The sequence below is a fragment of the Amycolatopsis sp. WAC 01416 genome, assembly GCF_003947485.1.
In the GTDB taxonomy this organism is placed as follows: domain Bacteria; phylum Actinomycetota; class Actinomycetes; order Mycobacteriales; family Pseudonocardiaceae; genus Amycolatopsis.
The window spans coordinates 496,312-509,438 of record NZ_QHHX01000001.1 but is presented as its reverse complement, the minus strand read 5'-3'; the positions used below and the strand labels follow the sequence as shown (position 1 = coordinate 509,438).

The following is a 13,127-nucleotide window of genomic DNA, read 5'->3' as shown; positions in this document are numbered from 1 at the left end:
CATCCGGATACTCCGAACGCGGGTTACCCTCGATGCGACGAAAGGAGCACGAGTGGGCGGCGGGCACGCACCGGGTAAGGGGCGGCGGGCGACCAGCGAGTTCCCCGCGGGCTGGACCGACGAGCAGATCATCGCGGTCATCAAGGACGTCGCCAACGATCCGAGCGAACCCCGCGTCAGAATGCACAACGGCCGCTGGCGCTGTGCCGGCGAGCGCTACGGCGTGCATCTGATCGTGCTGGTCGAGGACAACGGCCACGTCAAAACGGGCTATCCGGTGGCGGGCCCCGGCGTGGTCCGCAATCCCGACACCGCGGCCGACCCGGCGAACCCGACCGTCGCCGACCTCGCCGCCGGCCGCATCAGCTTCTTCGGCGACAGCCTGCTCGACCAGATCGCCGACCGGATCACGCCGGACGTCCTGGCCTTCTACCGCACGCTGCGCTGGTCGGGTGAGTGGGAAGAGCTGGCCGACGTCCTCATCGCACACGCGATGAAGGAGAACCTGCGGCTCGGCGTGGACGAATACGCCACCCTGGAAAGCCTGCTGAGCAGCTTCGACCTGCCGATCGACGGCTTCCTCTACCTGAACGACCGGGCACACGCCCTGGCCGCGCTGCGGCCCTAGGCGCCTAGCTCGCTTCGGCGACCTGCTCGGTGCCGCCCTCCGCGGCCGCCCGCAGCGAGTCCAGCGGCAGCCCGACGGCGTCCGCGATCGCCATCACCGTGAAGAAAGCGGGCGTCGGGATCCGGCCGGTCTCGATCTTGCGGAGCGTCTCCACCGAGATCCCGGCCTCCGCGGCGACCTCGACCATGCTCCGCGACGCCGACGCGCGCGCGTCCCGGAGCGCCAGCCCCAGCCGCTCGCCGCGTTCGCGCTCTTCGTCCGTCAACGGCACTCGCACCATGGCGCCAATACTAATACCGGATCTGAGGGAGTCGAGGTCGCGGACAGGCGTGGGTCGGGTGGGTCGTGAGTGGCTGAAGTACATGAAGGTCTCCTTCCTGTACGTAGTCGCAAGGATGGGGGCTTCACGCACTGTCGCTGTAGCGCCGAACTCTCATGTCGTGAAGGGCACCTTTGAGACGATGATCGTCTCAAAGGTGCCCTTCACGACATCCCCACGAACTGGGGCCTAAGACACCTTCGGGTTCTAACCGAATCGCCACTCACGACCCACCCGACCCACGCCCTACCGCCGCCCGCTGAGTTGTCCCCACCGAGTTACCCCCAGGCTGTGGATAACTCTGTGCACAGGTCGTGGACAACCCCGAGAAAAGGGCCCCGCCGAGCCGGAGCTCGACGGGGCCACAATCCCTAGTGGCTTCAGGCGCCCGCGGGCACCGGAAGTGGGAGTCCGGGGAGGCTCTGGTCGTTCGGCACCTTGCCGTCGACGAGGAAGTCCTCCACGACCTTGTCCACACCCGCGTTGCCGCCGGCGTAGATACCGTGGTCGCCTTCACCGGTCACCGTGATCATCCGCGAGCCGGCGAACGCGCGGTGCGCACGGGTCGCACCCTCGATCGGGGTCGCGGGGTCGTTCACCGACTGGACGATCAGCACCGGCGGGACGCCGCGGCCGTCGAGCTTCGGCAGGTCGACCGGCTTGTTCTTCCAGAAGATGCACGGCTGGATCAGCCAACCGGCGCCGAGCAGCGGCAGGTCGCGGTCGATCAGCTTCTGCGACTGGCGGATGACGCTCTGCCGGTTGCCGGTCCACTTGCCCTCGTTGCAGGGGATGGTCCAGAAGCTGGCGTTGTAGGAGTCGCCGTCGGTCGGGACGAACAGCGGCTGCGGGCCGATGACGCCGTCACCGTCCACCGTCTCCGCCTTGACCTTCTGCGCGGCGGCCGACTTCTGCTGCTGCGTCGAGGTGCCCTCGGTCAGCGTCTTCAGGTTGACCAGGTAGTCGGCCAGCGCGGGGAAGTTGCGCTTCGAGTAGAGGTACCCCGCGATGGTCGAGTCGAGGGCGTTGGCCGAAACCGGGACGCCGTCCACCTCGACCGGGTTCTGCGTCAGCGCGAAGCGGACCTTCTCGTACGTCTGGCGAGCGGCTTCACCGGTCTTGCCGAAGCCGTAGACCTTGTCGTACTTGCCGATCCACGGCAGGAAGTCCTGACGCCAGCGGCGCTCGAAGCCGAGCGGCTGCCCGTCGAACGAGTTCTGCCAGGTGGTGGTGAACTCGGTCGAGGAGTCGAGCAGGAACTTGCCGGTCCGGGTGGGGAACTGCTGCGCGTAGTGCGCGCCCATCCAGGTGCCCGCCGAGTAGCCGACCCAGTTGATCTTGTCGCGGCCGAGGAGGACGCGCAGCAGGTCGATGTCGCGGATGGTCTGTGCGGTGTTGATGAGCGGGCCCAGCTCGCCGGACTTCACCTGGCAGGAGTCCGCCGCGTACTTGGTGGCGTCCAGGATCAGGTTCAGGTTCGCCCGGCTGCGGTCGCGCGGGTCGAGGTCGGAGCCGGTGCCGATCGCGTTGCCGCAGGTGATGTTGGTGCTCTTGCCGGTGCCGCGCGGGTCGAGACCGATGATCTCCTGGTTCGCGCGGAGCTTCGTCTGGTTACGCAGACGGGCCGGGAAGTTACGGCCCGGAGCGCCGGGGCCACCCGGGTTCGTGATCACGCTGGCGGTCGCGTTGCCGCTGGTGGCGGCGAGGCGGCTGACGGCGATCGTCAGGTCGATGGCCTCGTTCGTCTTGTACCAGTTGCGCGGTGCGCGGTAGGTCGCGCACTCGATGTTCTCGGCCCCCGGAGGCGGCGCGGACGGCAGCTCACTGGCGGTGCACTTGTGCCAGTCCAGCTTCTGGTCCGCGTACTTCGCCGGAATGTTGGTGGAGTTCAGCGGCTGCTGCCGAGCAGCCTCCGGTCCTGCGAACGCAGGAGTGAACCCGGCCAGCATGGTGCCGGCGACAGCCGGGATCACCACCGCATAGCGGAGTTTCTTCATCCGATGCCCCTTTGATCTTGCGTGCGAAGTTCCTGTTCGCGACTTGCGGCTATTGATATCCGGCGGGGAGCGGGACGGCAACCGCCCTTCGTCGTATGGGGCGTCGCTGATCAAATCGATATCGGGCACGCGTGACCCGGGTGGGGGAGAGGTCTTAGGGTCATCGGGACCATCCGGGGGTACGGGAAACGTTAGGTGAGGTCCGATGGCGTCAGGTAAGGCAGACGGGAAGGTGAGGGGCTTTCAGTTCAGCCCCTGGAACCTCCTGTTGATCATCCCGTTGCTGGTGCTGATCACATCCTTGTTCAATTCGGACGGGCCGCGAGTGTTCGGGATGCCGTTCTTCTACTGGTTCCAATTCGTGTTCGTGGCCGTCGGCGTCCTGTGCACCTGGATCGTCTTCGTGATGACCAAGGACAAGCCGACCAGTGAGCGTCCCGACCGGCTGTCCGTGGACGAGCTCGACGAGGGGGACGCCAAGTGAGCAACATCCAATGGCCAGAGCTGATCATCTTCACGATCCTCTTCGCGGTGGTCACCGTGCTCGGCTTCGTCGCTTCCCGCTGGAAGGCCGGCAACACCCTCGACCACCTGGACGAATGGGGCCTCGGCGGCCGCAAGTTCGGTTCGTGGATCACCTGGTTCCTGCTCGGCGGTGACCTCTACACGGCGTACACGTTCGTCGCCGTCCCCGCGCTGATGTTCAGCGCCGGCGCGATGGGCATGTTCGCGCTGCCGTACACGATCATCGTCTACCCGATCGTGTTGATGCCGGCGCTGCGCATGTGGTCGGTTTCGCGCGTCCGCGGCTACGTCACCCCCGCCGACTTCGTCCGCGGCCGCTTCGGTTCGCCGACGCTGGCGCTGCTGATCGCGATCACCGGCATCATCGCGACGATGCCGTACATCGCGCTGCAGCTCGTCGGCCTCGAAGCGGTGCTGCGGACCATGGGCATCAACGGCTCCGGCGTCATCGGTCACCTGCCGCTGCTGGTCGCCTTCGTCATCCTGGCGGTCTACACCTACCAGTCCGGCCTTCGCGCGCCCGCGCTGATCGCGTTCGTCAAGGACATCCTGATCTACCTCGTGATCATCGTGGCGATCATCTACCTGCCCTCGAAGCTCGGCGGCTGGTCGGCGATCTTCGACGCGGCCGACGCCAAATTCGACAAGACGCCGTCCCAGGCGGACGGCATCCTGCTCAACGCCAACAACCAGTTGCAGTACGCGACACTGGCGCTCGGTTCGGCGCTCGCGCTTTTCCTGTACCCGCACTCGCTCACCAGCGTGCTCGCTTCGCGCGGCCGCAGCGTGATCAAGCGGAACATGGTCGCGCTCCCGGCGTACTCGCTGGTGCTGGGCCTGCTGGCGCTGCTCGGCTACGTCGCGATCAGCGCGTCGGTCTCGCCGATCACCAACAACGCCACCGGCAAGCCCGACACGAACACCGTCGTCCCGGTGCTGTTCGACTCGCAGTTCTCGTCGTGGTTCGCCGGGATCGCGTTCGCCGCGATCGGCATCGGTGCGCTGGTGCCCGCGGCGATCATGTCGATCGCGGCGGCCAACCTGTGGACCCGCAACATCTACAAGGAGTACATCAAGAAGGACGCGACGCCGGGCCAGGAGGCGAAGCAGGCCAAGCTCGCTTCGCTGATCGTGAAGTTCGGCGCGGTGGCGTTCATCCTGTTCATCGACCCGCAGTTCTCGATCGACCTCCAGCTCATCGGCGGCGTGCTGATCCTGCAGACGCTGCCGGCGGTCGCGATCTCGCTCTACACGCGGTGGTTCCACCGCTGGGGCCTGATCGCCGGCTGGGTGGTCGGCATCGGCTGGGGCCTGGTCATGCTCTACAACATCCCGAACGCGGCGACCGGCAAGGCGCACTTCGGTGGCTCGGCGCTGAAGCTCGGCGACCTGTCGATCTTCGGCTGGCACCCGCTCAGCGGCTCGCAGCTGCAGATCTACGTCGGTTTCGTGGCGCTGGCCGCGAACCTGCTGATCGCCGTGATCTTCACGCTGATCGCGCGGCAGCTGAAGGTCTTCAACGGCACGGACGACACCGAGGCCGAGGACTACCACGCCGACGAGCACGACAAGGATCTCCGCGAGATCGGCGTCCACTGAGTCAGCTGTGAGAAGGGGCCGCGTCCTGCCGGGACGCGGCCTTTCTCGTGGCCGCGGTCGCCGTCAGGTAGAGGACGAGGCCGTTCAGCAGGTGCCACAGGAAGTGCGTCCCGGCGGGGAAGCTCCCGCAGACCGTGTGGTCGGCCGTGCGGAACGAAAGCGACACCCCGAAGACGCCGGCGGCCACGGCGAACCTGCGGCGATCTTCACCCCGGAGAATGACCGCGAAGACGACGAGGCCGATCAGCGCCGAGAGGTACAGCCCACCGCCCAGCGACGCGACGAGGGCGGTGAACGCGAGGAACACGGGGACGCCGATCCAGGACAGCCTGCGGCCGACGCCGAAGAACACGTGCGGGAACACGGCGGCGTAGTACAGGACGTACACCAGGATGAAGCCGGTGTCGGCGGCCGCGGACCAGCGGGTGGCGAGCAGGTGGAAGGCCGTGCTGCCGAGGAACACCAGTCCGATGAGGACCGCGAGGACACGGCCGTTCGGTCGCCGCCAGACGGCGATCGCGGCGATCAGGAACGCGAGATTGCTGAGGCTGTTGAGCGGCTCACCCCAGAGTCCGGGGGCCAGACGTTCGCAGTAGCCGTCGATGTACGCGGTCCAGTTCACCTCTCCAGATAACCGTGCCCACGTGAACTGCGGGTGTCGCCGGTCAGCAGGCCTCCAGGCGTCGGGTCAGGAAGCGGCGTCGCGGTTCCGAGCAGGGCAGCGCGAGCGCTCGCCGATAGTGCTCGGCGGCTCGCACAGGGTCGCCGGCCCGCAGCCACAGCGCGCCGAGGACGGCGGGCAGCAGGGTGTAGTCCGGCAGGTCGGCCTCGACGGTGTCGAGTTCGGCGATCCCGGCGACGGCACCGTCCACCATGGACAGCGCGATCGCGCGGTTCAGCCGCGCCACCGGCGACGGGCGCAGCGCCAGCAGGTCGTCGTACAGCCCGACGATCCGGCGCCAATCGGGCGGCTGAGCCGTGCTGTGACACAACGCGATCGCGGCTTCGACGTGGTACGCCGACATCTCCGGCCCGGTGCACGCCCGCTCGAACTGCCGCGTCCCCTCGGCGATCATCGCGTGGTCCCAGCGGTCGCGGTCCTGTTCGTCGAGCAGCAGCAGATCACCGTCCCGGTCGACCCGCGCGGGCAGCCTGCTCCCCTGCAACAGCATCAGCGCCACCAGCGCCCGCACCCTCGGCAGAGCCGTCTTCGGCTCGGCGAGCAGCAGCCGTCCCAGCCGGATCGCCTCACCGCACAGTTCGCCGCGCACCGCGACGTCTCCGGTCGTCGCGTCGTAACCTTCGTTGAACAGCAGGTACAGCACGGCCAGCACACTGTCCACTCTGGACTCCAGTGCGTCCTGCCCCGGCAGGCCGAGCGGTTTCCCCGACGCGCGCAACCACTTCTTCGCCCGCACGAGCCGCTGCGCCACCGTCGCCGGTTTCGTCAGCAAGGCCGCCGCGATCTCGTTCACCCCGAGCCCGCCGACGGTCTTCAAGGTCAGCGCCACCTGCGACACCATCGGCAGCGCGGGATGGCAGCACAGCAACATCAGCACGAGTTCGTCGTCCGTGCGCCGATCGGCTTCGTAGCCGTCGAGCTCCACGAGCCGCGGCAGCAGCGCGCGCAGGGTCTGCTCGCGCCGGACGACGTCCATCGCCCGGTTCCGCGCGGCCCGGAACAGCCAGCCCCGCGGATTGTCCGGGATCCCGCACCGCGGCCAGGTGCGCAGCGCCTGTTCCAGCGCGTCGGCGAGGTCTTCCTCGGCCAGGTCCAGCCGTTCGGGGCCGAGCGCCCTGGCCAGCGTGGCGACGATCCGCCCGGCACTGTGCCGGAACAGATGCTCCACCACGCCGGCCGGACGGCTCATGACAGCGCGACCTTCCGCATCAGTCCTCGCAACCGCGTTCGCCGACCTTGCGTACTTCGATCGGCCCGAACTCCAGATGCGGATGCGTCGCGAAGATCTTCTCCGCCTGGTCGAGGTCCGCGGCCTCGATCACCTGGTAGCCGCCGACGATCTCGGTGGCCTCGGTGTGCGGCCCGTCGGTCACGCCGACCTCGCCACCGGAACCGCGCAGCACCCGGCCGCTCTTCGACAGCCCGCCGCCGTCGACGAAGCGGCCTTCCTTCGTGCGCTCCTCCGCCCAGGCCATGTAGTTCTCGAGCACGCGTTGCGCTTCGTCAGGGCCGAGGTGGTCGTGCGAGTCCTTCGTGGCACGGATGAAACCGATGTAGTGGGGCATGGCGTCCTCCTTGGGATCGATGGTCCCTAGACGAACAAGCGCTCCGCGAATCGACATCGTCCGAACAGGTCACAGCTCTAGCCGCCAGGTCTGGCCGGTCAGCTCGTAACCGAAGCCCTCGATCGTCTCTTCGCTCACCAGCCGGAAGCCCGCCTTCCGGTAGACCGCCCTCGCCGCGTCCAGCACCGAGACCGTCCAGAGTTCCATCGCGGGGTAGCCGGACGCCCTCGCGAACTCGACGCATTCGGTGACCAGGCGTTTCCCGACGCCGCGGCCACGCGCGGCCGGTTCGAGGAGCAGCATCCGCAGCTTCGCGGTGATGCCGTCCTCGGCGGGCATGCAGAAGATGCTGCCGACGCGTTCCCCGTCGAGTTCGGCGATCCAGCCCGCTTGGCGAGGGTCGCCGCGCCTGTCGACGTACTCGGCGACGACGCGGGCGACGAGTGCTTCGAAGCGTTCGTCCCAGCCGTATTCGCGGGAGTAGAGGGCGCCGTGGCGGTGGACCACCCAGCCGAAATCGCCGGGCCGGGGCGGGCGCAGGACCAGCGTGGGGTTCGGGGCGCGCTCGCCGACCAGCGAGGTGATCGTGTCCATGGCGCCGAGCAGCCGCTCTTGCTCGTCTTCGCCGAACTTGCCGAGCAGCGAGCCGATCCTGCCCACCGACCGTTGGTCGAGGACGGCGAAGGCCTTGCGGCCGTCCTCGGTCAGCCGGACGAGCTGACGGCGGGCGTCCTCGTCGCTGCGCTCGCGGGTGAGGAGGCCTCGCCCTTCGAGCCTCGCGAGCAGCCTGCTCGCGTATCCGGCGTCGAGGTCGAGACGTTTGCGCAGGTCGGTGACCTGGGTGGGGTCCTGCTGCGCGAGTTCGAAGAGGACCCTGGCTTCGCTCAGCGAGTATTCGGCGTCGGCCGGTCCTTCGTCGAGGACGCCGATCACGCCGGTGTACAGACGGTTGAAGGCCCGGACGGTCGCCACCCGGTCCGCGGAACGATTCATTTGACCACCTCAACAGATTCATTGACTAGGTCAAGTGTTACCCCGCCAGGCGGTGAAGGCAAGAAATCTTTCCGGGGGTGGACATATGGAAACCCCGTGATGCTGCCAGGTCGGGGGTCCGCCAGCATCACGGGGTCGTAGTGGGTATCGACGCCACGTTCCGCGGCGTTACACCTCACGCACTATGTGTCGTAGGTCACTCGAACGGGCGACACCTACAACGGTTGTTGTCGGGTCAGCGCATGTGCGTGTGACGCGCCTGGGAGATAGCGATGAGCTCCTGACGAACGGTCGCGGTGGCCGCGGTGTCGATCGCCCGGTTCAGGGCCCGGCGAGTGCGAGCCTCGGCGCGACGGGCACGGAGCTTGGCGGCGATGTTGTTCATCGGTTTGTGTCATCCCCTTGGGAGTAGATCTTGCGTCTTCGTGGCTGTGCTCCTAGTATGCACCCTTTTTCACAAGGAAGCCAACGATTATCCGGTGACTTGGCACACCTGCCGATGAATCATCGGCAACAAGAGCGTAAAACCGGAGAGATTTGGTGGCGCCGGTCACTTCTTGGTAACGCTGAAGGTGTGACAAAGCGGCGGTAGGGTTCTCTACCGCTTTCTAGCGCTGAGACGATAAAGCCGCAGAGAGGCTTAGTCGCTGTCCTGCCTGTAAGTCATGTTCGCCGTGATGCTGTGGACGGGCCGGGTGGACCGACCCGGAGGCGAGAGCAAAGGTCCCTTGCTCTCTTGCGCGGTGACCGTGTGGATTTCGGGACATCTGACGCCCCAAAATCCACACAGTCAGCGATGGTCCTGACAGTGAGTGAGGGGTGTGTGGATAGAGGGACACTCAACGTCCCTATATCCACACGCCCCCTCCCGTGGGAGCAAAGGTCCCCCGCTCCCTTTCTGCAGGTCAGCACACCCGGCGATAATTACAGGACAGCGCTTAGTCCCGGCCGAGCAAGTAGTGGCCGAAGTGCGGGACGGTGAAGGCGATGTGACCGCGTTCGGCGGAGTACACCAGGCCCTTCTTCATCAGGCTGTCCCGTGCCGGCGACAGCGACGAAGGCTTCCGCCCCAGGTAGACGGCCACATCGGCGGTGCCGGCGGACTCGTCCCTGCCCTGGGTCAGCTCGGCCATCGCGAGCAGGTACTCGCGCTCGGCGGGCGTCGCGCGTTCGTACCGGGAGCCGAAGAAGCCGACCGCGAGTTCCGATTCGGCCTCCGGGGCGGCGACCTGGACATCCTTCACGGTGATGGGGTCGGCGGGCGCGGCATCCCAGGCGGCCTTGCCGTACGCCTGGATGAAGTAGGGATAGCCGCCCGACGCGTCGAACAGGGCGTCCAGCGCCTCCGGTTCGATGCCCGCGTCTTCGCGTTCGATGGGCGCCATCACCGCGAGGTCGGCGTCTTCGCGATCGAGCCTGTCGATGCGCGCGTAGCGGAAGAGGCGTTCCGAGTACGACTTCGACGCCGAAAGGACCGCAGGCACGTGCGGCAGCCCTGCACCGACCACGACCAGCGGCGCCCCCGACTGCGAAAGCTCGTGGCAGGCGGCGCAGAGCGCGGAGACGTCCTCGGGCAGCAGGTCCTGGATCTCGTCGATCAGCAGCGCGACCCCGGTGCCGACGTCGGCCGCGAGCTCCGCGACCTCGGTGAACAACTCGACCAGGTCGATCTCGATGTCGCCCGAATCGGCGCGCCCCTGCGCGGCGGGCACGTCGATGCCGGGCTGCCAGCGGTCACGGAGCTTCGCGTCCGGTTTGTTGGCGCGCAGCGCGAACGCCTTGAGCACGCCGAGCACCTGCTCGACCCGGTCCGGCGCGCGATGGCGCACGGCGAGGTCGCGGATCGCGCGATGCAACGCGGCCGAAAGCGGCCGCCTGAGTTCGGTGTCCGGGCGGGCTTCGATCTTGCCGGCGCCCCAGCCGTGCTTGATGGCCCGCGAGCGCAGTTCGCCCAGCAGCACGGTCTTCCCCACGCCACGCAGGCCGGTCAGCATCAGGCTGCGTTCGGGTCTCCCGCGTGCGACCCGTTCGAGCACGACCTCGAAGGCCTGGAGCTCGCGCACGCGGCCTGCGAGCTCGGGCGGCCGTTGACCGGCGCCCGGGGCGAAGGGGTTGCGGATGGGATCCACTCTCACACGCTATCGGCGTTTCTAGCGTGGAGCCGATATTCCGCCATAGAGGGATAGGCGTGTCGCGCCGGGTTACGCCGACCGGCGTGAGATGAAGGGGCCTTTCATAGCAAATTTTGCAATGAAAGCGTCCTTCATAGCGTCCTGGTGGCTCCGAATGGACGGGTCTGCAGCCCCGCCCCTCGGTCATCAGTCGCGCAGGTTGCGCTCGGCGTAGACCGCCATCGCGTCACGGATGTACTCCGCGGTGCCCGCGCCGTGCTTCTCGTCGTACTGCCCGTAGCGCGGGTCGTCGACGTACAGCTGCCCGAGACCGGCGAAGTAGCCCTTCGACACGGCCCGCACGGCCGGCCGGAGCCACTCGTACAGCCGCTGCGTGATCGCCTGGGCCTCGTCGCCGTCGGCGGGCAGGCCCTTGGCGTGCGCCTCGCCGAAGGCCGCCGCGATGTCCTTCTGTTCCTGCTGGTGCGCCTTCTTGTCCTCGGCGCTCAGCGACTTCCACCACCGGTCGCCCTGCTTGTAGGCGTCGGCGCCCCAGCGTTCGGTGACCTCCTTCTCGTACTTCGTGTGGTCGAAGCCGTCGAACACTTCCGTTGCCATCAGTTGTTCACCTCTTTCTGTCTTCTTCAAGGTCGTCCTGACCGATTCGATCTGCCGTCCGAGCCGCTGTCGCTCCTGCTCCAGCCACTTCAGGTGCGTGCGTAGCGCCGCTGTCGTGTCCTGCTCCCCTTCGAACACTTCGCCGATCGCGGGCAGGCTCAGCCCGAGTTCACGAAGCAGCAGGATCCGTTGCAGCCGCACCAGCGCGTCCTGGTCGTAGTAGCGGTATCCGTTGTTCCCCACCCGGCTCGGTTCGAGCAGTCCGATGTCGCCGTAGTGGCGCAGCGTGCGGCTCGTGGTCCCGGCCGAGCGGGCGATGTCCTGGATCGACCACTCCTTCTCGTTCGGCATGTTCATGAAGGTAGAGGTTGACGTTGCGTCAAAGTCAATCGAAGTTCACCCGACCGTGGCATGGTTCACGAATGAAGACATTCGCGCTGGTCATGGCCGCTGCGCTGACGTTGACGACGGCCGGGGTCGCTGACGCGCACCCGCGTCGCGGCTTCGACATCCAGGCCCACCGCGGCGGGCTCGGCCTCACGGTCGAGAGCACGCTCGCGTCGTTCGGCAAGGCGATGGAGCTGGGGGTGACCACGCTCGAACTCGACCTCCAGATCACCAAGGACGGTCGCGAGGTGATCACCCACGACCGCAAGACGACACCCGCGAAGTGCCGCGACACCGCGCCCGCGACCCCCGGCGACCCGGCGTACCCGTATGTCGGCAAATACGTGAAGGACCTGACGTTCGCGCAGGTCCGCACGCTGGACTGCGGGTCCATCCGCCAGCCGGCGCATCCCGGCCAGACGCTCTCCCCCGGCGCCAAGATGCCGACGCTCGCCGAGCTGTTCCAGCTGGCCAGGGACCACCGGGCCGGGGGAATCAAGTTCAACATCGAGACGAAGGTCGAGGCCGCCGCGCCGCACGAGACGGCGCCGCGTGAGCAGTTCGTCCAGCGGGCGGTGCGTGAGATCGTGCGTGGAGGGTTCGCACACAACGTCTCGATCCAGAGCTTCGACTGGGGCGCGCTGATGCGGTTTCGCGAGGTGGCGCCGTGGCTTCCGACGGTCGCGCTGACCCAGCCCGAGTTCCTGCAGGTGGGGCAGCCCGGCAAGTCGCCGTGGCTCGGCGGGCTCGACATCGACGACTTCGGCGGCAGCCCCGTCCGCGCGGTGAAGTCGTTCGGCGCGAAGGCGCTCTCACCGGTGCACGGCAACCCGCAGGGCGGCAAGGTCGGCGACCCCGACTACCGGCCGTTCACGACGAAGGCGCTGGTCATCGAGGCGCATCGGGCGGGGATCAAGGTCGTGCCCTGGACGATCGACGACCCGGCCACCATGCACAAACTGATCGATGACGGGGTCGACGGCATCATCACCGACTATCCCGACCGCCTGCGGGCGGTCGCGGCCGACCGCGGCTTCAAGCTGCCGAGGGCGTATCGGGACCGCTAGGGAAATCTAGAACCGTCTAGTGCCAGAGAAATATTCCCGGATACTCCGTTAGCGCGGTTCGGCGATGTGGCGGGCGGGAAGACTGGGGATAGGTTTGTTTCCCGGGTCCGGATCAGAAAGGTTACGACCGTGATTCTCCGTCGCGTCGCACGTCCGCTCCTCGCCGCGATCTTCATCTCCGGTGGGATCGGCGCGCTGAGGGACACCCAGGGGCACGCCAAGGCAGCGGAGCCGTTCCTCACCGAGTCCTTCGACAAGCTGGAAGGCGTGGTGCCGGAGTCGGTGCCGCGCGACCCCGCCACCCTCGTCCGGATCGACGCCGCGGTGAACGTCGGCGCCGGGGTCGCGCTCGCCGCGGGCAAGGCGCCGCGCCTGGCCTCGCTGCTGCTGCTCGGCAGCCTCGTCCCGACGACGCTCGCCGCGCACCGGTTCTGGGAGATCAAGGAACCGGCCGAGCGTCAGCAGCAGCAGATCCAGTTCATCAAGAACGCCGGTCTCGCCGGTGGCCTGTTGCTGGCCGCCGCCGACACCGCCGGCAAGCCGTCGCTCGGCTGGCGTGCGCGCCGCGCCGCGTCGAAGACGGAGAAGCGCGCCGAGAAGCTGGCGAAGAAGGCCGAGAAGGCGATCACGAAGTAG

At 67.5% G+C, this 13,127-nt stretch carries 14 protein-coding genes; 5 read left to right on the top strand and 9 right to left on the bottom strand.

The genetic code is table 11. The annotated features are described in order from the left end of the window. Positions 1-52: 52 nt before the first annotated feature. Complete coding sequence (locus DL990_RS02555) at positions 53-628, top strand: EndoU domain-containing protein (RefSeq protein ID WP_233620363.1); 576 nt, start codon at positions 53-55, stop codon at positions 626-628. A gap of 4 nt (positions 629-632) precedes the next feature. On the opposite strand, the gene DL990_RS02550 is transcribed toward DL990_RS02555, so the two are convergent. Further along, on the bottom strand, positions 633-908 hold the full coding sequence (locus DL990_RS02550) for a helix-turn-helix domain-containing protein (protein WP_125797775.1): 276 nt from the start codon (positions 906-908) through the stop codon (positions 633-635). A 419-nt stretch (positions 909-1,327) separates the two neighbouring features. Then, positions 1,328-2,944 carry an alpha/beta hydrolase gene (locus DL990_RS02545; protein ID WP_125779948.1) on the bottom strand — a complete coding sequence of 539 codons (1,617 nt, stop codon included), beginning with the start codon at positions 2,942-2,944 and terminating at the stop codon, positions 1,328-1,330. Between the two features lie 205 nt (positions 2,945-3,149). Here DL990_RS02545 and DL990_RS02540 point away from each other — a divergent pair, with 205 nt between their 5' ends. Both DL990_RS02540 and mctP read left to right on the top strand, forming a co-directional pair. Next, on the top strand, positions 3,150-3,428 hold the full coding sequence (locus DL990_RS02540; protein WP_199746190.1) for a DUF3311 domain-containing protein: 279 nt from the start codon (positions 3,150-3,152) through the stop codon (positions 3,426-3,428). Beyond that, positions 3,425-5,068: a monocarboxylate uptake permease MctP gene (gene mctP, locus DL990_RS02535; RefSeq protein ID WP_125779944.1), complete on the top strand. Its 1,644-nt coding sequence runs from the start codon at positions 3,425-3,427 to the stop codon at positions 5,066-5,068. Before DL990_RS02540 ends, mctP begins: the two co-directional genes overlap by 4 nt. A 1-nt stretch (position 5,069) precedes the next feature. Here mctP and DL990_RS02530 read toward each other — a convergent pair whose 3' ends face one another. From DL990_RS02530 to DL990_RS02505, 7 genes are all read right to left on the bottom strand, one after another. Then, positions 5,070-5,690 carry a hypothetical protein gene (locus DL990_RS02530; protein WP_125797774.1) on the bottom strand — a complete coding sequence of 207 codons (621 nt, stop codon included), beginning with the start codon at positions 5,688-5,690 and terminating at the stop codon, positions 5,070-5,072. A 43-nt stretch (positions 5,691-5,733) separates the two neighbouring features. Then, positions 5,734-6,939, bottom strand: coding sequence for an RNA polymerase sigma factor (locus DL990_RS02525; protein ID WP_125797773.1), 1,206 nt, complete (start codon positions 6,937-6,939; stop codon positions 5,734-5,736). A 19-nt stretch (positions 6,940-6,958) separates the two neighbouring features. Further along, entirely contained in the window at positions 6,959-7,315 is a 357-nt protein-coding gene (locus DL990_RS02520; RefSeq protein ID WP_125779938.1) for a YciI family protein, read from the bottom strand. Positions 7,316-7,384: 69 nt separating this feature from the next. Next, the gene (locus DL990_RS02515) at positions 7,385-8,308 is read right to left on the bottom strand and encodes a helix-turn-helix domain-containing GNAT family N-acetyltransferase (protein ID WP_125797772.1); all 924 of its coding nucleotides are present in this window, start codon (positions 8,306-8,308) and stop codon (positions 7,385-7,387) included. Positions 8,309-8,543: 235 nt separating this feature from the next. Continuing rightward, complete coding sequence (locus DL990_RS41415) at positions 8,544-8,693, bottom strand: hypothetical protein (RefSeq protein WP_007032374.1); 150 nt, start codon at positions 8,691-8,693, stop codon at positions 8,544-8,546. 553 nt (positions 8,694-9,246) lie between these two features. After that, positions 9,247-10,437 (bottom strand): ATP-binding protein, encoded by a 1,191-nt coding sequence (locus tag DL990_RS02510; RefSeq protein WP_125779934.1) that lies wholly within the window; start codon positions 10,435-10,437, stop codon positions 9,247-9,249. Positions 10,438-10,626: 189 nt separating this feature from the next. Continuing rightward, the gene (locus tag DL990_RS02505) at positions 10,627-11,394 is read right to left on the bottom strand and encodes a MerR family transcriptional regulator (RefSeq protein WP_125797771.1); all 768 of its coding nucleotides are present in this window, start codon (positions 11,392-11,394) and stop codon (positions 10,627-10,629) included. A gap of 65 nt (positions 11,395-11,459) precedes the next feature. Between DL990_RS02505 and DL990_RS02500 the strand changes: the two genes are divergently transcribed. Both DL990_RS02500 and DL990_RS02495 read left to right on the top strand, forming a co-directional pair. Continuing rightward, entirely contained in the window at positions 11,460-12,491 is a 1,032-nt protein-coding gene (locus DL990_RS02500) for a glycerophosphodiester phosphodiesterase family protein (RefSeq protein ID WP_125797770.1), read from the top strand. A gap of 129 nt (positions 12,492-12,620) precedes the next feature. Then, positions 12,621-13,127, top strand: coding sequence for a DoxX family membrane protein (locus tag DL990_RS02495; protein WP_125797769.1), 507 nt, complete (start codon positions 12,621-12,623; stop codon positions 13,125-13,127).

Bases quoted from the DNA above. Each gene is read 5' to 3' on its own strand.
- DL990_RS02550 (WP_125797775.1), bottom strand. From the start codon at position 908: ATGGTGCGAGTGCCGTTGACGGACGAAGAGCGCGAACGCGGCGAGCGG.
- DL990_RS02545 (WP_125779948.1), bottom strand. From the start codon at position 2,944: ATGAAGAAACTCCGCTATGCGGTGGTGATCCCGGCTGTCGCCGGCACC.
- DL990_RS02540 (WP_199746190.1), top strand. From the start codon at position 3,150: ATGGCGTCAGGTAAGGCAGACGGGAAGGTGAGGGGCTTTCAGTTCAGC.
- DL990_RS02525 (WP_125797773.1), bottom strand. From the start codon at position 6,939: ATGAGCCGTCCGGCCGGCGTGGTGGAGCATCTGTTCCGGCACAGTGCC.
- DL990_RS02520 (WP_125779938.1), bottom strand. From the start codon at position 7,315: ATGCCCCACTACATCGGTTTCATCCGTGCCACGAAGGACTCGCACGAC.
- DL990_RS02515 (WP_125797772.1), bottom strand. From the start codon at position 8,308: ATGAATCGTTCCGCGGACCGGGTGGCGACCGTCCGGGCCTTCAACCGT.
- DL990_RS41415 (WP_007032374.1), bottom strand. From the start codon at position 8,693: ATGAACAACATCGCCGCCAAGCTCCGTGCCCGTCGCGCCGAGGCTCGC.
- DL990_RS02505 (WP_125797771.1), bottom strand. From the start codon at position 11,394: ATGAACATGCCGAACGAGAAGGAGTGGTCGATCCAGGACATCGCCCGC.
- DL990_RS02500 (WP_125797770.1), top strand. From the start codon at position 11,460: ATGAAGACATTCGCGCTGGTCATGGCCGCTGCGCTGACGTTGACGACG.